Origin of the sequence: Sediminitomix flava (assembly GCF_003149185.1) — a bacterium.
Lineage (GTDB): Bacteria > Bacteroidota > Bacteroidia > Cytophagales > Flammeovirgaceae > Sediminitomix > Sediminitomix flava.
In genome coordinates this window covers 414,059-434,347 of sequence record NZ_QGDO01000003.1, presented here as the reverse complement: position 1 = coordinate 434,347, position 20,289 = coordinate 414,059, and the positions used below count along the sequence as shown (strand labels likewise).

General features: G+C 34.3%; 17 protein-coding genes. 10 read left to right on the top strand and 7 right to left on the bottom strand.

Going from position 1 to position 20,289, the window contains the following annotated elements; all coding sequences use genetic code 11:
- Positions 1-40: 40 nt before the first annotated feature.
- Complete coding sequence (locus BC781_RS13620) at positions 41-2,491, bottom strand: outer membrane beta-barrel family protein (RefSeq protein WP_109618626.1); 2,451 nt, start codon at positions 2,489-2,491, stop codon at positions 41-43.
- Positions 2,492-2,713: 222 nt separating this feature from the next.
- On the opposite strand from BC781_RS13620, the gene BC781_RS25660 reads away from it, so the two are divergent.
- The 10 genes from BC781_RS25660 to BC781_RS13575 all read left to right on the top strand — a co-directional run bounded on the left by BC781_RS25660 (position 2,714) and on the right by BC781_RS13575 (position 12,989).
- Positions 2,714-4,069 (top strand): sensor histidine kinase, encoded by a 1,356-nt coding sequence (locus BC781_RS25660; protein WP_211323805.1) that lies wholly within the window; start codon positions 2,714-2,716, stop codon positions 4,067-4,069.
- 3 nt (positions 4,070-4,072) lie between these two features.
- Entirely contained in the window at positions 4,073-4,783 is a 711-nt protein-coding gene (locus BC781_RS25655; protein WP_211323803.1) for a response regulator transcription factor, read from the top strand.
- Positions 4,784-4,855: 72 nt separating this feature from the next.
- Complete coding sequence (locus BC781_RS13610) at positions 4,856-5,377, top strand: fasciclin domain-containing protein (RefSeq protein WP_109618624.1); 522 nt, start codon at positions 4,856-4,858, stop codon at positions 5,375-5,377.
- Positions 5,378-5,441: 64 nt separating this feature from the next.
- Positions 5,442-6,692: a peroxiredoxin family protein gene (locus BC781_RS13605; protein WP_109619398.1), complete on the top strand. Its 1,251-nt coding sequence runs from the start codon at positions 5,442-5,444 to the stop codon at positions 6,690-6,692.
- Positions 6,693-6,913: 221 nt separating this feature from the next.
- Positions 6,914-7,795 (top strand): YicC/YloC family endoribonuclease, encoded by an 882-nt coding sequence (locus tag BC781_RS13600; protein WP_109618622.1) that lies wholly within the window; start codon positions 6,914-6,916, stop codon positions 7,793-7,795.
- A 93-nt stretch (positions 7,796-7,888) separates the two neighbouring features.
- Positions 7,889-8,572 (top strand): LytR/AlgR family response regulator transcription factor, encoded by a 684-nt coding sequence (locus BC781_RS13595; protein WP_109618620.1) that lies wholly within the window; start codon positions 7,889-7,891, stop codon positions 8,570-8,572.
- Between the two features lie 164 nt (positions 8,573-8,736).
- The gene (locus BC781_RS13590) at positions 8,737-9,354 is read left to right on the top strand and encodes an outer membrane beta-barrel protein (protein WP_109618618.1); all 618 of its coding nucleotides are present in this window, start codon (positions 8,737-8,739) and stop codon (positions 9,352-9,354) included.
- Positions 9,355-9,479: 125 nt separating this feature from the next.
- Positions 9,480-10,745 (top strand): hypothetical protein, encoded by a 1,266-nt coding sequence (locus BC781_RS13585; protein ID WP_109618616.1) that lies wholly within the window; start codon positions 9,480-9,482, stop codon positions 10,743-10,745.
- Positions 10,746-10,991: 246 nt separating this feature from the next.
- Positions 10,992-11,909: a lysophospholipid acyltransferase family protein gene (locus BC781_RS13580; protein WP_109618614.1), complete on the top strand. Its 918-nt coding sequence runs from the start codon at positions 10,992-10,994 to the stop codon at positions 11,907-11,909.
- 135 nt (positions 11,910-12,044) lie between these two features.
- Entirely contained in the window at positions 12,045-12,989 is a 945-nt protein-coding gene (locus tag BC781_RS13575) for a lysophospholipid acyltransferase family protein (RefSeq protein ID WP_109618612.1), read from the top strand.
- Between the two features lie 56 nt (positions 12,990-13,045).
- Here BC781_RS13575 and BC781_RS13570 read toward each other — a convergent pair whose 3' ends face one another.
- The 6 genes from BC781_RS13570 to lpxB form a co-directional block, all read right to left on the bottom strand.
- Positions 13,046-13,279, bottom strand: coding sequence for a hypothetical protein (locus BC781_RS13570; RefSeq protein ID WP_109618610.1), 234 nt, complete (start codon positions 13,277-13,279; stop codon positions 13,046-13,048).
- A 70-nt stretch (positions 13,280-13,349) separates the two neighbouring features.
- Positions 13,350-13,766, bottom strand: a complete 417-nt coding sequence (locus BC781_RS13565; protein WP_109618608.1) for a 6-pyruvoyl trahydropterin synthase family protein — start codon at positions 13,764-13,766, stop codon at positions 13,350-13,352.
- Between the two features lie 139 nt (positions 13,767-13,905).
- A complete protein-coding gene (locus BC781_RS13560) occupies positions 13,906-15,750 on the bottom strand; it encodes a glycosyltransferase (RefSeq protein ID WP_109618606.1) in 1,845 nt (614 codons plus the stop codon).
- A 160-nt stretch (positions 15,751-15,910) separates the two neighbouring features.
- Positions 15,911-17,008: a hypothetical protein gene (locus BC781_RS13555; protein ID WP_109618604.1), complete on the bottom strand. Its 1,098-nt coding sequence runs from the start codon at positions 17,006-17,008 to the stop codon at positions 15,911-15,913.
- A 111-nt stretch (positions 17,009-17,119) separates the two neighbouring features.
- The gene (locus BC781_RS13550) at positions 17,120-19,018 is read right to left on the bottom strand and encodes an ABC-F family ATP-binding cassette domain-containing protein (protein WP_109618602.1); all 1,899 of its coding nucleotides are present in this window, start codon (positions 19,016-19,018) and stop codon (positions 17,120-17,122) included.
- A 30-nt stretch (positions 19,019-19,048) separates the two neighbouring features.
- Positions 19,049-20,158, bottom strand: coding sequence for a lipid-A-disaccharide synthase (gene lpxB, locus BC781_RS13545; RefSeq protein WP_109618600.1), 1,110 nt, complete (start codon positions 20,156-20,158; stop codon positions 19,049-19,051).
- Positions 20,159-20,289 lie beyond the last annotated feature (131 nt).

The following is a 20,289-nucleotide window of genomic DNA, read 5'->3' as shown; positions in this document are numbered from 1 at the left end:
GTAAACCTAAGTTATTATGATTACATTTTTGTTATTGTGTTTAAAAGTCTCCTTCCATTCCACCTCCGCCAGATCCGCTAGGTCTTTTACCTCTTTTTGGCTTATAGTTATTAATTCTATAGCTCAAGCTCACTGAATATGAAGGTAGCATTTCAAAATTTCTGTAGCTGTCAAAGTCTGGACCGTATGTATATTGTTCTCTATTCATTGTTCCCAAAATATTTCTAGCCATTACATTCAAAGAGAACTTACCATCCATAAACTGTTGACGGTATCCTAGGTCTAATGAAACCATATCTTCTCTTTCTCCTTGTGCAGTAACAGTAGGCGAATAGTATCTTGAAGAAATTTGTAAACGGCCAATTTTACCAAGTTTTAAATCATTGCTAATATTAGCAGTCCAGTTAAAAGAGCTTCTACTGATATCTTGCTCCTCAATTTTCCCTTCTATACTATATGAGAATAAATTTGTAGCCAAATTCATATGCCACCATTTCACGATTGGTGTCGAGTACATGATTTCCACACCTCCAGTAGATTCCGTTCCTACATTAATTGGATAAGAAATTCGTTTGCTTGGGTCTTCCTCATAAACCAAAGTGATTCTTTGAATATTGTTATGCTCAATTCTGTAGTACCCTTCTACACTTAGGGTTGCATTTTTAATATTCTTCTGATAGCCTAGTTCATATGAATCAATAAACTCAGGAAGCAAGTCAGGATTACCTCTACGAACATTAAAAGCATCCGAATAAGTCAAGAATGGCTCTAAGTACCAACTTCTTGGTCTATTGATCTTTCTACCATAACTCGCCATTAATTGTTGTTCTTTAGGCAATTGATATGAGAAATGGACAGTTGGGAAAAGATCAATTCTATTAATGTGTGAATCGTCTTCAGGCAATTCCAAAATCTTTATTTGTCGATCAGTGTATTCAGCTCTAAGCCCAAACTGATAACCTAACTTATTTTTCTTTCCAGAGAAAATACCATAAGCTGAATGAATATCTCTTGAGTAGGTATTATTAAAACTAAATTCATCTTGAAGTACCCACTCACCATCAGAACCATCTTTTAAGAACAATTCATTATAGCCTTCTGCTCTCTCCAATCTAGCTTGGTAACCCGCTTCAAACTTATTATCACCAAGAGGTAAAATATAGTCAAGCTTTAGACGTAGACTTTTATCTTTATCATACTCAGTACCATATTGTCCTTCTTTGTAATAGCTACCATCTGAGTTTTCAAAGATATTTTCTGTAGATTCATCTTTCTCACTAGTTCTGAAATAAGCACCAAAGCTTAGCTCGTGGCCTTTTTTATCTTTGAACTTATGTACATAATCTAAATCAGCCGTATAGTAATTATTCTTAATCTCAAAAAGCTCATCTGAGAAGAACGAATTACTAAAGCTAGGCACTCCATTTATTATTTCTTCATCTATAAAATCAGACTCTTCGGTTCTATTCATTCCCCACTGACCTTTCGAAAACATCAATGTGAATAAGTCATTTTTTGTAGCATCAAAATCAAATCCAGCTTTAATATTGTATGGAGTAAATGCTCTTCCTGCATCTCCTTTTGCACTCTGAACAAAGGTTGTATCTCCTCTATATGTATTCGTTATATTTGTACTCGTACCATTTCGGCCATAGTTATTGTAATCCCCTCCTAAATAGAAATTGAATTTCCCTGTTTTATAACTGAAAAGGGCATCTGATCCATATCGACCTTGGTTACCGCCATGTACATTGGCAACACCACTGAAACCACCCATTTTTTTCTTAGTAATGATATTGATAATACCTGAAGTACCATCAGGGTCATACTTGGCAGAAGGGTTTGTGATAACTTCAATACTCGCAATAGATGATGCTGGAAGTTGTTTTAAGGCGTCAGAACCCGAAAAAACCGATGGCCTGCCATCAATAAACACTGTAAAATCACTACTTCCTCTCAAACTTACTTCTCCTTCAGCATCTACTTGAATAGATGGTAAATTTTCGAGTACTTCTACAGCAGTTCCACTCATTGCTGTAGCAAGGTTACTTACATTGATCACCTTACGATCAATATTATACTCTACTTTTGGGCGATCGGCTGAAACTGAAACTTCCTCTAACTCTGTAGCAGATGACTTAAGTACAATTTTACCTACTCGTTTTGCTTCAGTCCCCATATCAAAACTATCAATACGAGTAGTTTCATATCCCATAAATTTGACTTGGATGTAATAGTTTCCTTCATCAATCTTTGAAATTCTAAAGAAACCCTTCTCATTGGTGATTCCTCCACCAATGACTTTATCGTCTGAGGATTGGTGTAAAACAACACTTGCAAACTCTATAGGCGTGGTACCATCCTCCTCTACTACTTTACCGAAAATTGTACCGTTAGACATTGGGGGCATTCCTCCAGCTCTTGGACCTTGTGCAAAAGCAAACTGAGTAAAAGCTAAAAAGAAGCTAAGTAAAATTAATTGCAGTTTCATTTATCAAAAAAAGTTTATAAGGCTGTGAAATAAGACACTGAATCTTCTGTATTCACTTTTCATTTTTCTACAATTCAAAGATGTTGCTTAGAAAATGAAATAAGAGTTAAGTAGGGGTTAAAGCCACTAAAGCAAAGGTTAAATGTGTTAGGAAAGTGTTAAGTCGGCATAAAACTGAAACAATTATCAGTTAATTTTATCTTCGAATGATTCTAGAATCGCATGAAAAGAAAATATCAAGTATACGGGATTATTTTTTTAGCTACTGTTGCTACTGTTAGTTTGCTAGCCATTCAAGTCAATTGGATTGGGGATTATTATACGGTAGAAGAGCTTAGGTTTAGAAAGAAAATATCTAATCTGTTAGATGATGCTATCGATGAGGTTGCAAGTGATAATCTTGAAATGGGTACCAAAATCGCACATTTCTTGATGAGTCACGATTCCCTCTATAATGGGCCTCTTTGTAAAAAAGAACTTCAAGAAATTGAAAATGACATCATAGAAAGAGTCACTTTAGCATTATATAAAGTCGGTATTCATGATCCTTTTTACCTCAGCTTTATCAAAATCAATCATGCTCCCTACAGAAGACAAGTGATTTGGACTTCACAAGATACACCCGTGACTGAATCCCAAATGGAATTTTATAGGAAGCATAGCGACTATTTCTACATGGAAAGCCCGCAAGAGTACCTAGATTACCAAAGAGACTTAGGCATAAAAGCTATTTTCTTGGGAATTAGGTTCGATAATGGATTCTACAATCGTGTACTTGAAAGAGAAACGGATAAATTTATACTTGTCCCATTTCTTTTTGTTGCTATTCTGATCTCATGTTTGGCTTATACAATCGTGATTATCAACAAACAAGAACAACTTGATGAAATTAAAAACAGCTTCATCAACAATCTCACACATGAGTTAAAAACTCCAATTTTCTCGATTTCATTGGTGACTAAAGTATTCAGAAAATCTATCGCAGATTCTAAGAATGAAAAACAGTTCAAATACCTTGATCTAATTGAAAAAGAGAACAATCACTTGAAAGACCATGTCGAAAAAGTGCTACAAATCACACAAATGGCACATGGAAAAAAGATCGAACTAGAGTCTACGCATTTTGAAATTGTAGAATTGATTGACGAAACGCTTGAACCATTTAGACTCATTGCTCAAGAAAATAAAGGAAAGCTGGAATTCCATTCCTCAGAAGAACTTATATTTGTACATTCAGATAAAACACATATTAAAAACATCATTCACAACCTTGTTGACAATGCTTTAAAGTATTCTGAAAACGAACCAGAGATTGATGTTCAGGTAGAAAAAGAAGGTTTATTCTACCATATTACTGTCAAAGATCATGGAATCGGAATGACGAGCCGTCAGCAACAACACGTTTTTGATATGTTCTACAGAGTACCTACCGGAGACTTACACAGAGTGAAAGGTTTTGGTTTAGGCTTAAGCTATGTAAAACTAGCCGTAGAAGCTCACAAAGGTGAAATCAAGCTGAAAAGTGCTCCAAACAAAGGAACTACTGTAGAAATTAAACTACCAATACAAACCGTTTAAGACATGTATCAGATCTTATTAGCAGAGGACAACGAATCATTAGGATATATCTTAAAAGAATATCTAGAATTACATGATTTTGAAGTGAATTGGGCAAAAGATGGTGCTGAAGCTTTTCAAGAATTCTCTAAAAGATCTTTTGATCTCTGTATTTTAGATGTGATGATGCCACAGGTTGATGGTTTTGAGTTAGCTAAGCAAATACGAACTGAGAATGAACTAGTTCCTATTATTTTCCTTACAGCAAAATCGCTTAAAGTAGACAAACTTAAAGGCTATAAAATCGGGGCTGATGATTATATTGTTAAACCAATTGACGAAGATGAGCTTTTAGCCAGAATTAATTCCCTTCTAAGACGAGCGAGTTTGTATGCAAAACAAGCATCGCAACCTACTCCACAAACTATTCATTCACATATTTTCAACATCGGAAAATTTAAATTTGACTTTAAGAACCAAACGCTATTCTCCGATACAGAAAAATACACTGTAACCATAAAAGAAGCGGAAGTTCTAAAAATGCTTTGTGAGAATATAAATAATCTCTTGAGCAGAGAAGAAGCGCTTACGACAATATGGAAAGAAAATGACTATTTCAGTCGGAGAGCCATGGATGTTCATATTTCAAAACTCAGAAAATATCTAGCCTCAGATCCGAGTGTCAAAATTAATAATGTTCATGGTAAAGGCTTTGTGTTAGAAGTAACAGATTAAGATTTTAAGCTTTGGGATAGGATTTGAATCGCTTTGTGTTCTGTAATTAATACAAATCTCAAATCCAATTCCATGAAATCAATAAAACTAGCTATACAACGATTAACGGTTCTCTTACTCTTTATCCTTTTTACGCAGTGTGGTAGTTTCAGAAATTTCGGTACCACAACCGTTTTGTTACTCATTTCAGAAAGAGAGGAAATGAGTCATATGTATGAACTCATCAAAGAAGCCGAACTAACCGATTTACTCCTTTCAGATACGCCACATACATTCTTAATTCCGACCAATGCAGCTTTTGACAACATTCAACCTGCTATCATGGAAGAATTCATGCCTGTTGGTGATGATAAATCTGCTCTTCAAGCATTTATTAAAAATCACTTTTTAGTAGATGAATACAATTTTGAAGCACTTTCTGATATGTACACTGCCGAAAACATGATTGGAGATGCACTCACGCTTCGAAACTCTGTAAATGGAATTATGGTCAATCAAGCTCTCATCATAGAAAATGATCTTTTTGCTGATAATGGTACTATTCATGTATTAGATCAAATACTTCTTCCTACCCCTGGTTACTTAGAAAAATAGATAAAGCTTTAAAACCATTTTTTTTTTTAGCAGTTTTAATGAAAATATTTTAATGATTGATCTTATGAAATTGCACTTTTACCTTCCGTTAATCACGGCAATCCTATTTTTTGCTTGTACAAATTCTGAAAACGGAAACAACGAAACAGCTTTAGAAACAAACTTTTCAAATGGGATTTGGAGAGGGACTATAATAAATGACCATAATAAAGAAGTCCCATTTTTATTTGAAGTAACGGGAGAAGCAGAAAAATCTATTTTCCTTATAAACGGAGAAGAGAAACTACTTTTAAATGAAGTAAAATCAAAAGAAGACTCGTTAGTCATTCCAATGTTAGTTTATGATGCTGAAATCGTGGCTAAATTAGAAGACAATACCTTAAACGGATATTACAATAGACTTGGTGCTTACAAACTAGCTTTCAAAGCAAATTTAGGTAATGAAAGCACTACAAGGTTCGAAGTGAAAGAACAACCTACGCAAAAGCTTTCACCAAAATATGCAACTTCATTTTTCTATGATAATAGAGACCCCAAAACTGCAGTGGGACTCTTTGAGCAAAATGGAGAGAAAGTGACAGGTACATTTATGTCAGAAACAGGAGATTACCGTTTTCTTGAAGGTGTATTAGATGGTAATGCATTAAAGCTTTCTGCTTTTGACGGCTCACACATTTATAGATTTGAAGCTACAGTTGATGGTGATTCGATCAAAGATGGAATTTTCTGGTCAGGAAAAAGTTGGGAGCAAAAGTGGAATGCTCAAAAAGATGACAATGCTAAACTACGTGATGCATCGACACTGACCTCACTTAAAGAAGGGTATGAAACGATCGAATTCTCCTTCCCTAACGAAGAAGGTAAAATGATTTCTCTTTCTGATGACCGTTACAAAGGAAAGGTTGTTATTCTACAAATTCTAGGAACTTGGTGCCCTAACTGCATGGATGAAACAAAATTCTTAGCTCCTTACTATGATAAAAATAAAGACAAAGGAGTAGAAATTATTGGTTTAGCTTTCGAAAATGCAGACAACTTGGAAGCTGCAGCGCCAAAGCTTAAGCGTATGAAAAACAAATTGGGAGTCAACTACGAATTATTGTATGCAGCCAAAAGAGAATCTGGTGCTACTGAAAAAGCACTTCCAGCTATCTCTAAGGTCATGTCTTACCCGACTACTATTTTCATAGATAAAAAAGGAAAAGTAAGAAAAATTCACACTGGTTTCTCTGGTCCTGGAACAGGAAAATACTACGAGGAATTTCAAGAAGATTTCAACCTATTTATGGATAAATTGATTGAAGAAAAAATGTAATCATATTCTTCATCCTTAATCAATGCCTTCAAGTTTAGACATCTAATTCTTGAAGGCATTTTTTATTACGATTTATGATGTAAGAATAAATTATTACCCTTATAGCCAATTCTATAATTCTTTCTCTTATACAATTAAAAAGTTACGAAATAAGAGTTTTAAGGCATATTTATCTATCTTTGGTTTAATTGTTTATATATAAAGTTAACGTATATCGCCCTATGATAAAGTCGATGACCGGTTTTGGAAGAGCACAAGTTGAAAATGAACAAGTTAGTGTTCAAGTGGAGATCAAAACCTTAAACTCCAAAAATGCTGATATCATTGTGAGAATGAGTAGCGTGTTTTCTTCAAAAGAAATTGAGGTCAGAAATCAGATTTCATCTGCACTCAAAAGAGGGAAGATATTGATCAACGTAAACTATACAGCTAAAGACGATAGTATATCTAAAGCTAGTATCAATAAAGAATTGGTTAAAAATTACTTTAAAGAATTGAGTGAAGTAGCACAAGAGCTTAATGTCGCTTCTTCAAATGATCTTTTAAAGATTGCTTTGGAAATGCCAGATGTCATGAATAAAGAAGTGAATGAAGATAGCGTAGAAAGCGCATGGAAATTCATTTCAGAGGCTGTAGGTCTAGCAATTTCAAATTGTGACCAATTCAGAATTGATGAAGGTAAGGCGCTAGAAGCTGCATTTAAAGATAATATTTCAAAGATATCTACATACCTAACTAAAGTTGAAGAAAGAGACCCTCAACGACTTATCAAAATCAGAGAAAAGCTCAATCAGCAAATCAAAGAAATAGAAAATAATGAAAACTTTGATCCTAATCGTTTTGAGCAAGAACTGATTTACTACATTGAAAAGTTAGATATTGCTGAAGAAAAGGTTCGATTAAAGAATCATTTGGAATACTTTATCGAGAACCTTTCAGATAAAAATGCTAGTGGAAAGAAATTAGGATTTATTTCTCAAGAAATTGGAAGAGAGATCAATACAATTGGCTCAAAAGCTAATGATCTTGAAATTCAGAAGCTAGTAGTAAACATGAAGGAAGAGCTTGAAAAAATCAAAGAGCAAGTTCTAAATGTGCTCTAAGACTATTTTTATAGAAACTAATGCCCTATTTTAATGATAGGGCATTAATTTTGATTGCCATTTAACCTTTATAACTAACCAAATAATTGCACTATGAACTGCTTAATCGTTGATGACGAAGGTGTATCACGCCTTGTAGTAAAAGATTTTATAGAAAGAACTGAAGGCTTAAACTTCATTGGAGAATTTGACAATGCTGTCGATGCATTTCGTGAGATAAAAAATCTGGATGTAGATATTTTATTTTTAGATATCGAAATGCCAAATATGACAGGTATTGAGCTTGTTCAAATTCTTGAAGATTTACCTGAAGTCATCTTGATTACAGGTCGTAATGATTTTGCATCAGAAGCATTTGATTATCAGCTTACAGATTACCTAATCAAACCTATCAATTACCCTAGATTTCTTCAAGCCGTTGAAAAAGCTCTAACTAATATCTCTAAAGGCACTCCAAAGGGTAATTTAAATGAAGACTTTTTTATAAAAACAGATAATAAAATTGTCCGTATCAATCCGAATGATATCTATTTCATAGAAGCACTTTCTGACTATGTGATTATTAATGTTTTAGATAAAAAATTCATTGTACATTATACAATGAAAGGTCTTGAACGAAAGTTGCCACAAAATTTTATACGAGTACATCGTTCTTTTATCATCAATATGAGAAAGATGGAAGCCATAGAAGATTTAAATGTGGTAATGCCTCAAAAACATATTCCTATTGGTGCGTCCTACAAAAATAACTTTATGGATCAGCTCAATTTTCTATAGCTTTTAGGTTGAGTTTTCTTTCAATGATGAGAAATAATGTCAAAGTGTATTATTTCTCATAAATGTCACTTCCCAATCTTAGAACTTACCTCTTGAGGTAAATTCTCCAAACGCAACTTTAGAATTTTTGACTTAACTTCTTCTGAAACTAACCCAATCAGAAAATGAAGCTGCGTTATACTTTCCTATTCACACTCTTATATTTCTCATTTACAAACCTTAAAGCTCAGGACACCAATCTGAGTTTAGGAGCGCACATTGGAATAACAAGTACATCTTTGACAAATACATCTTCAGCACTAGATGTAAGAGCCAATGCAGGTGCACTTTTAGGTTTTAGAATAAAACTTGAAAAACGCTTCTTTATTCAAACAGGTTTTGACTTCTATGGCTCAAGCATAGAATTTGATTCTTTTGAAAGCCCTTCGCTAAATGAGGCTATTGAAGACGATCTCGCTTATAATAACTTTGACATTCCATTATATATAGGTTACAATTTTTGGTATAGTAAAGACAAAGAAACTTATTTCAGAGCCAGTGCTGGTGGTGCTCTTTCTATATTTAACGATGTCAGAGATAATGATTTAGCCCTTAGAGGAAGCGATTTCAATCAATCTGTAGGCTTTCTAAAGTTTGGACTTGGAATGAATCACAAGTTCATCACCTTCGATATTTACTACGATTTAGGAATGAATGACCTATTAAAACGAATAGATGGGAAAGTAAGTCGATTTTCTTTTACGGCTGGAGTCCAATTTATTGTTATAGAGGAACTATTTTAAAGAATAAAGAATGCTTAAAACATAAAAAACTTACAGAGCTAACTTTTTTTTAAAGACCTCATGTTTTTCAGTCAGACAAGCAAAAAACTGAAAAAAATTAACCTACAACCTAACAAACTATTATCATGAAAAAGGTCTTTATCTCTGTGGCTGTATTTATTACTACACTAACAAGCAGCTTCGCAAACAACCCTAACCCTCCGAAATGGGATGGAACTCTCCTTGTAAACAAAGACGATGGTAAGTACACTATTTTCGTAGATCGAACACTAGACCTAGAGCTAATGGAAATTGTAGCTAAAGTCAATGGCGAATTGTACAACCATGATGTTGAAAAATCAGGACGTATCTTCGTAATTGAAGATGATGGAAACATGGGTTGGATTCAAGTAAAACAAGAAGATCAATCTGTTTCTTCTGTATCACTTGCAAGCTTCATGAATAGCCCTCTTGACTATATTTATGGTAGATTGGCAGCCATGGATATGAAAGAAGAAGATGGAATGTACGCTAAAACATCTTCAAAAAGTGCGGAAGCCACACAACTCGAAAAGCAACTAAACTATCCTTCAGACAATCTTTCTGTTTCTGAAAAAGTAAGTACTTCATCATCAGCAGCTATGATGGAAAGCTCAAATATGATGAAAGAGAGCTTAGAAAATGCTGGAGTACACCCAAGTTCAGGGTCTTCATTAGAGATTCAGGAAGGACAATATAGTGACAACATTAACTTAGAAAAGAATGATTCAAATCTACTAGACACTCCTACAATTGACTCAGAAATTGATCAGCCTGAATTCAAAAAAATGCGAGCATTCAGTACTGACATTCAGACAGGTTACAATCAATTCATGACTGATTATGACCCACTAAACTACAATCTTAAAAAAGGTGATGAAGTCCCTGAAGATGTTAAGCTTACAGCTGCATTCATGGATGAAAACTACACAATTGTTGAAGATTATGGTGAGTGGTTAATCGTTGAGTCTAAAAAGAACAATAAGAAGTATGCTTTCAACGGATATCATATCTTCAAATTTGACAAAGAAGCATTTGACATCACCTACAATCATGAAGAAGAGATAGAAAACTTTATGGTAGAAAACAGCATCAGTTTCAGACCAATTGATCGAAGAAACTTAGGCGTTTTTGTAGCTAACCAACAAGTTGCAAAGCTAAAACATAAAACACCTTATAAAGTCTCTATCGTAAATAATACGATGTCCATTCAAGGAAAGAAACTCAATGAATTATCTTTTGTCCAAGATGGAAAACACTGTGTTGTAAAATCTGGAAAAGATAAGGAAACAAAAGTATTACTAGATTCACCAAACTCGAACACCTTGGCTGAAAAAAAATCTTACTATCGCCACTATTTCGGGGCTAAATAAACAAGCAAACTTTCTCTGTAGAAAAAACCTCCTATCTTTTTAGGGGGTTATTTTTTTGTTGTACTATTATTGAATAATAATAGAAAAAGGGAATTGCATATTATTAACCTAATATATTTATTACGATAAGCTCACGAGTGATCAGATATTAGAAAAATCAGATATATTTACTTCAAATAAAAACCTTATTTCCCAATTCAACCCATTGATTTCAAAGAACTGAACTTTGGAATCTTTTTCAACAGAATGAAGAAAGCTTTCAGAACTTTTAAATATGAAATACTGTACACATTTGTACTATTATTTAGTGGTTTGACAAGAGTTTTACCTCGTTTCGCAGCCTTACAACTCTATAGCGTTATTGGGCGTTTGAGTTATTTAATGTTTAAAAAAGACAGAGAAGTAACACTCAAAAATTTACAGTTTGCGTTTGGCGCTGAAAAAAACACACAAGAAATCAATAAAATAGCGAAACGTTCATGGATAAATCTATCTAAAAGTTTGATGGAATTTGTGAGGTATAAAAACATCAAATCCATTGAAGATTATAAGAAGTTCATCGAAATAAAAGGTTTAGAACATGTTGAAGAAGCACAAAAAAGAGGACAAGGTGTTTTTATAATGACATCTCATTTTGGTCCTTTTGAAATATGCCTTTACATTTTCGCATTATTAGGATATAAAATTGCTTCAACAGGTAGCCCTCTTAAGTATAAAAAACTCCACGACCTTTTAGTTGAAAATAGAAGTCGAAATGGTGCAGAATATTTTGAAAGAAATAAAGCTTCAATTAAGATGCTACGTCAACTAAAAAGTGGAAACTTGATGGGGGTGCTAATTGATCAAGACACAAGTAAAATACAACATACCTTTATCAACTTTTTTGGGAAAGAATGTGCAACCCCTAGTGGTCCAGCAACACTCCTCGTTAAAACAGGAGCTGCAGTTGTTCCAATGCACATCATTCGTAACGAAGATGATTCCTTGATACTTGAAATACAGCCATACAGAACTTATCAAAAAGATGATGATGTAAAAGCTGTAACACAAGAGCTTCATAACTTGACGGAAGAAATTGTCAGACTTCACCCAGATCAGTGGGTATGGATGCATGACAGGTGGAGAACTCGTCCATCAGAACCAAAAATTGAAAATCCCGTATAAAGGGTAAAATGTCATTTTATGACCTAAAATGACAACCTAATAATACAATCAATCAAAATAAACTTCGCGAAGAAAATCTACTTTAAGAACACTCTTAGAGAACGATATTCTTCGAAACTTACAAACTACAACTTCATGAATTTTAAAAGAAATTTTAAAAAGCTTAAGTATGAAGCTTTATACCTATTTATCCTGCTCATAAGAAAAATCACATGTGCATTACCTCGTAAAGTAAGCCTTTCTATTTACAGTAATCTAGGAAAATTAGCATTCAACGTATTTAAAAAGGAACGGGCAATAACAATTAAAAATCTATCATTTGTATACGGAGATAGTAAATCTGAGGAAGAAATATTGGCACTAGCTAAGAATTCATGGATTAATCTATCAAAGAGTATCATGGAGTTTATTCGCTATAAGAACATTAAAGACCTCAAAGATCTTGACGAATATGTAGAGGTAAAAGGTGCTCATTATTTAACACAAGCACAAAACTATGGCAAAGGTGTTTTAGCTTTAACCTCTCATTTAGGACCATTTGAAATGTGTCTATATTACATAGCAATGAAGGGCTATAACATTGCGTCAACAGGAAGTCCTCTAAAACACCCAAAGCTTCAAGAACTGATGGTGGAAAATAGAAGTCGAAATGGCGCGAGTTTCTTCGATAGAAAAAAAGCCTCTATCCGAATAATCAGACAACTGAAAGCTGGAAACTTCATGGGTGTTCTTATTGATCAAGACTCCAATAAAATGCAGAATACATTTATAGATTTCTTTGGAAAAAAATGTGCAACTCCAAGTGGCCCTGCCCTTATGGTATTAAAAACTGGTGCAGTTGTTTTACCAATTCATTGTTACAGAACTGAGAATGATAAACTAGTTATTGAGGTCGAAAAACCAAGAGTATTTAAACCTACTGGAGACCTTGAATCTGACATTCAGGAAGTAACCCAAGAAATGCATAATTACACTGAAAAAATGATTAGGAGATTCCCTGATCAGTGGGTATGGATGCATGACAGATGGAAGACTCGTCCACTAAATATTGAAAGAAAATTGGAAGCAAAAGCATCATAAACAAAAAAGCACATTGTATTGACTACAATGTGCTTTTTTTATCTACTTTTTTAAACTTACTTTAAATAAAGTAGATATACATCATCAACAGATTTATCATTTTCATCTGTAAACTCAAAAGGGCCAAAAGACTTTCCCTCATCAAATTTAGCCTCTAGCTTAAAATGGTACTTCAAATATTCTGAAGCAGCAAACATTGCATCTTTCAAATCTGAAGCTACAACCATTATCTGATTAGACTCTTGGTTATAATCAACAATATCTTGATCTATTCTTTTATCGTATCTCATGATCTTATTTTACCTCATAAACAAAAAGGATTGCCAAATCTGACAATCCTAATTTTAAAGTATACTTCTATTACCCAAAGTACCTTACAAAGTTTTTATTGGTTTCCCAAAGCTCAATACAATGAAGATGAGCATTAGGAGCAATTTCTTCAATTTTAGGTGCTAGAATCTTCCAGAACTCCATCACAAGTGTTTCACAACTTGTCATTTTCCCTTCTAGGAAGTCTACATCCATATTTAAATTCTTATGATCAACTTTATTGATGATGTGTTCTTTTACCAATTTCCCAAGGTGTTTCATATTCATGACATAACCTGTATCTGGGTCTGGCTCTCCTTCTACAATTACAGTCATCTCAAAGTTGTGTCCATGCCAGTTTTCATTGGCACAAGGCCCAAAAAAAGCTTCGTTTTCTTCTTTTGTCCACTTCGGATTGTATAGCTTATGGGCTGCGTTGAAATGTTCCTTTCTACAAATCTGAACCATCTTTCCTCTGATAATTTCGTTCGGAGTGCAAAACTACAAATAAATAGTCTAATTTTTTCAGCTCATTCACAAAAAAAGGCACTCTTTATAAAAAGAGTACCTGAATATGAATACTTTATTAGCTCTGAATAGTCACATTTTAACTTCTTTCCAATGCCATATGATATGCATTACCATAGAATCTACTCAAAGATTCCCAATCAAAATGAGTTGAAGACTCTTCAACAGAGTTTCTAAGGGCAATACGTTCCCTCCTATCTTTTTGCGTAAACTTGAACAACGTATCTGTCAAATCATCTGCTGAATTATGGTAGTTACCATGCTTACGATTGTTTACATAAATACCCGCATAATCATTTTGTTCTAGATGATTCAATACGAAATCACCGAAACCAGATAGGTCGCTTGTTACAGCTGGAATACCACTTGCTACACATTCTAGCGGTGTATACCCCCATGGCTCATAATAACTTGGGAATACACCCATGTGACAACCTCGAACAAACTGTGAATAATCCATACCAAACAACGGATTCATAGAAGACACAAAGTCTGGATGATACACAATTTTCACACGATCTTCGGGTCTATTGATTAAACCTGACGATCGAATGAAATTCAAAATTTCATCTTTATGATCATCTACAAGGTTATGTGTCACTACTGAAGGTAATTTATCTGACCTCCAAGCCTGTACAGTTCTTCTCAACTTCAAACGTAAAGACTCATCTACCATTTCTTGCATATGTGGTAGCTGATTCTTTTGTTGAGAAGTAGCCATATAGAACAACCTATTCCCTACTTGTTCTTCAATATCATCACAAATCTGTCTAATTTCCTGCATCACTGCTCTCGAATGAAGACATTCTGCATTGATAGAATAATAAGGTCGTTTTGTAATAAAGAAGAAAACGATTGTTTTATCTGAATTCATTTCCTTCAGACGATGATTTAAGCGAGCTAAAGCTTCTAAGGTTAAATCAAAGCCTTTATTCTTATATTCATACCTTCCTGAAGTAAAGAAGTATAAAGTGTTATCTAAATCAAAACTATAACTTTGGAAGAAGTGTCCCATCACAAACTGGTCAATCTTCTGCTTATATGTACGATGAAGATTTTGGAATTCGTGTAAGGCTTCAAACTTCTCAATATTAATACCATTAGGAAGGACACAGTCTACTTTTCTACCAACCAAATACTCGCACTCTCTTGCTGTTACTTCTGATACGGTTGTGAAAATATGCGCTCCATGGGCCGCAGCTCTTTCAATAGCAACCTGACTTTCTATATTGAAATGTGTCGCCTCACTTTGCCAATCATAAGTTCCATTCACCAAATTCGTATAGAACTCAGGATCATTCATTGCTAAGTAACGCCCTAAGATGGTTGCATGAGTTGTAAAAACTGTAGTAATCGGAATATCTTCTCTTCTCAGTTCTGGAATTACAGTTCCAACCATCCACTCATGAAAATGACCTATAAGATTTTTATGATCGTGATTTTCTTCGTGTAAGGCTTTAAAGAATACAGCAATTTGTTGTCCTAAGGATAATACTTGATCGATAAGGTGATCACCATCTCCACTAGGAATATAGTGTGACTCCCATAGACTTTTCTTGAGATTACCTAGATTATCTAACCCAAAATTCGGATTTAAAAGAACAACTTTTGGTCGTCCTGAAACTAACCATCTTCCATAGTGAACCTCAAAACCCCAGCTTCGCATTCTATTAACTGCTCGCCCGATTAAAGTATCAGACTCATCAATAGGATCAAATACCGCGGATACATCTTTATGTACATAAGGTCCAATTAGACAATATCTACTTTGCCCCCATTGGGAAAGGGCAGATTCTACTTTGGATTTAATAACAGTATGGATACCTCCAACTTGATTACATACTTCCCAAGCCACTTCAAAGAGCTGACTATCTTTTATTTGACTTGTACTTAACCCATAGGTGTTTTTCTTGCTTTGTGGCATTATCCAGACTAATAGTATAGGTTGAAAAATTGACTAAGACTTTAAAAAAGTTAGAAAAAGTGGATTTCGTGACACAATAAACCGACTTCAACTACACTTCTATTTCACCTATGAAAATAAGAGGATTAAGTATCTTTTAAAAGTTTGTTATAAAATAAGTTTACTTTAAAAGCATATTCATTTCTTCAAAAGATACAAGATCTATAGTTTTAGTATGAATACTTCCTTTTGTCTCTATCGCAAGTTTCAAGTATTCAGGGTTAATCTCTGCTTTGATATCTGTATTTTCGGGAATTCGGGAAAGTACAATTCTGATAGGTCTATTCAATTGGCTTAAGAGTGATAAATCACGCATAGGTGATCTGTTATCTGCAATCAACACTAATTCCTCTACATCTGGAAATTCTTCTTGGGCTACAATTAATGCTTCAATATCATTTTCAGGGATATCACCTCCATCTCCTCTTTCTTTCACTTCAGCCATTTTCTCTATCACCTCAATTATCTTACTGGATTTAAGCGTATAAATCCCTCCTGTTTCTCCAATTACTTTTTCATAATCATATTTATAATCTCCATCATTGAAGAAAACATAGCCTTTAATTTTCTCATCTTGGTGTTGATCAATCTGCCACTTAAGAACCTGCAATGTATAATCATACATACTGCCTGTCCAATCTGAAACAATAGCTACAGATTCCCATTCACTAGACATACGCTCAAGAACCGTGTATGAAGAAGAATCTTCAGATAGTTTCATTGACAGAAATTGATCTGTCACTTTATCAAAACGCTTATCAACATATTTTTTGCGTTTTATCTGTTCCTCAGTACTTAAAGTCTTTTTGGGAGTATAAAAGATATTGAATCCATGAAATAAAGTAGAGGCTGTTGCCCTAGTTCGTCCTTTCGTTTGAGCAATCAAATCCCATTTAACAGAGGCATCATTCAATATATTTGGAAAAAGGAAACTTAGTGCATTTAATCGAGATGTATTTAGATCTGATAAATCTAAACCAACAGGGTAATCTGTATAAACTAGATGTATGCTATCAATCTGACTCGTTTCTATCAATGCGGCATCTTTAGGATTCAATACAATAGATTTCCCAAAGTCCATTTCAAGAAAAATACTATGATCATACTCTGTACCCTCATAGATTTCTACACTTTGAAATGGAAGCTGATCTATTGTTTTTTCTTGACCGTAAATAATATGACAAAAAAGAAATAAGATTAAGAATCCAAAAAGTCTCATACACTAGTTATTTAAAATGAAGAGATAAGGTAATAAATGTATATCACCTTATCTCTTATCACAATTAAATTATATCAACCAAAATTCATACCTCAAACGCTAAATAATCTCTTATTCAGCATTTGCAATTTCATCTAACTCCATCCAACGCATCATCTTCTCATCAATCAGCTCCATTAACTCCCCTACTCTTTCTGAGAGTTTAACTAATTCTTCATGATCAGTGATTTCGCCAGAACCGAGTTTTTCATTTATTTCTTCCTTCTCAGTTTCTAAAGTCTCGATTTCTGCTTCTAAGGCCTCATACTCTTTTCGTTCTTTGTATGAAAGCTTTTTGGCTTGAGGCTTCTTCTGTTTTTGCTCTTTGTCCTGTTCTACTTTTTTGGCTTCCTTCTCAAGACGTTTCTTCTCTCGCTCTTGCTCATCTAAGAAATCTCTGTAATCAGAATATTTCCCATTAAAGTCTTTCACTTGACCTTCTCCTTCAAAAATAAATAAGTGATCTACCAATTTATCCATGAAATAACGGTCGTGAGAAACGACAATCAAACAACCATCAAATGTCTCTAAGAAATCTTCCAAGACACTTAATGTCATCAAATCCAAATCATTGGTTGGCTCATCAAGAATCAAGAAGTTTGGATTCTTCATTAAGATGGTAAGCAAATACAATCTTCTTTTTTCTCCACCACTAAGCGTAGAAACATAAGAATATTGTTGCTCTGGAGGGAAAAGGAATGTATTCAGAAATTGAGAAGCTGTTAATGTTCGTCCTCCAGCCACAGGGATTACATCTGCAATTTCTTTGATAACATCAATGACACGTTTATCATCTGAAATTTGCATTCCACTCTGTGAGAAGTAACCATAAACAATAGTCTCTCCTTTTACGAGTTCACCAGAGTCCGCTGACTCAAGTCCCATGACAATATTTAGGAATGTAGATTTACCTACACCATTCTTTCCTACAATTCCGACTCTTTCTTTTCTCTTGAAAACATAATTGAAGTCCTCAAGAATTTTCTTATCGTCAAATGCTTTGTTCAGATTTTCAATCTCAAGGATTTTCTTTCCCATTCGATTCATCTGAACACTCATTTCCAACTTTTCTTCTTTCTTACCTGAATGTGCTTTCTTTTTCAAATCTTTGAAAGCATCCATTCTGTACTTGGCTTTGGTTCCTCTTGCCTTTGGCATTCTTCGAACCCAATCCAATTCTTTACGCATCAAGTTTTTAGCCTTATCAACTTCGGCTGCTTGTTGAGCTTCTCTTTGCGCCTTATTTTCTATATAATATGAGTAATTTCCTCTATGCTTATAGATCGTACCATCAGAAAGCTCGATGATTTCGTTGCAAATACGATCTAAGAAATAACGGTCGTGAGTCACAAGAAGCAAAGTCATTCTACTTCTTGTAAGGTACTCTTCCAACCATTCGATCATATCCAAATCCAAGTGGTTGGTAGGCTCATCAAGAATAAGGAAGTTTGGTTCTTCAATCAAGATACGAGCTAAAGCAACTCTTTTCTTTTGCCCTCCTGAAAGACGATCTACTTTTAAGCTCACATCATGAATATTGAAAGTCGATAGAACTTGACGCACACGAGCTTCAAAATCCCAAGCTTTCAGCTCCTCCATTTGATGAGTAGCTTTTTCTAACTTCTTCAGTCCTTCTTCAGAATAGTCTTCTAAGCCAACAATATGTTGATACTCTTTTAGCGCTTTGACCTTTGGCAAATCAGACTGAAAGATAAAATCTATAACTGTTTGACCTTCTTCAAATTTAGGGTCTTGCTCTAGATATCCTATTGAAATATTCTGATTGAAAGCTACCTCTCCACTGTCTGGCATATCTTTTCCAATCAAGATATTTAGTAAGGTTGTTTTTCCAGAACCGTTTTTAGCAACTAAAGCACATTTCTGCCCTTCTTCCAATCCGAAAGAGATGTTCTCAAACATTGGGAACTCTCCATAATATTTTGTTAGGTTTTCTACCGATAAATAATTCATATCAAAATTCTTTCTAAGCCAAACTCTTTCTTACGCCTTGTCTTCATTCAAATACTGCCACATCAGTTTGGCTGTACGTTTTGAAGTTCCTTCTGTCTCTATTTTGGCTTTCATTTCTTTATAGTCTCGTAGAATTCTATCTCTATTTTCTCCCAAAACTAAATCTAGTTCTTTCTTCAAGTTTTCAGAAGTATACTCTCCTTGAATTAACTCTTTTACAATCTCTTTATCTGCAATTAAATTAACTAAGGAAATGAATTTCACTTTAATTAGAGATTTAATTACAGCATATGTAACTCCACTAGTAGTATAACACACAACTTGAGGAACATCAAATAGAGCTGTTTCTAAGGTAGCTGTTCCCGAAGTTATAATTCCTGCATGAGCATATGAGAACAGATTGTAAGTATTGTCAAAGACAATCTTGATATTTCTTTCCCTCACTTCTTTATAAACCTCATCAGGTAACTGCTTCACTCCTGCTACTACAAACTGATAATCGGGATATTTATCAGTCACAGAAAGCATAGTTGGAAGAATTTTAGTCACTTCTTGGTATCGGCTTCCTGGAAGAATAGCAATGATAGGTTTTTCACCCAAGCCTTCTTTTGCCAAGAATTGTTCATCTTTTTCAAATTGTCCGATAGCATCGAAGAGTGGATTTCCTACATAATCAACCTCAAAGTCATACTTCTTGTAGAATTCTTTCTCAAAGTGCATGATCACAAACATCTTATCAACTAAGCGTTTGATCTTCTTAGCTCTTCCTGTATTCCAAGCCCAAACTTTTGGCGAAATATAATAATAGGTTTTGATCCCTGCCTTTTTTGTAAACTCAGCTATTCTAAGGTTGAAACCTGAATAATCTACCAAAATAACTACATCAGGTTGGTAAGCTGCTATATCCTTCTTTACATTTTTGATATTCTTTCGGATAGTCATCAGGTTTTTGACTACTTCCAAAAATCCCATAAATGCCATATCCTTATAATGCTTCAAGAGTTCAACGCCTTGAGCCTGCATCTCATCACCTCCACAACCTCTAAATGTCGCATTTGGGTCAACTATTTTCAATTCTTTGACCAAATTAGAGGCATGCAAATCACCTGACTTCTCCCCTGCAATGATGTAGTATTTCATATTAAAATGACTGATTCAAAAAGTGCTTTTAAAATTCTGAAGACAAAAATATTCTAAAAGCTTGAATATCTCCCTATCCAAGTCAGCTTTCCCGAACACTTTTTTACTTTTTTGAGGTTTCATTTGGATAA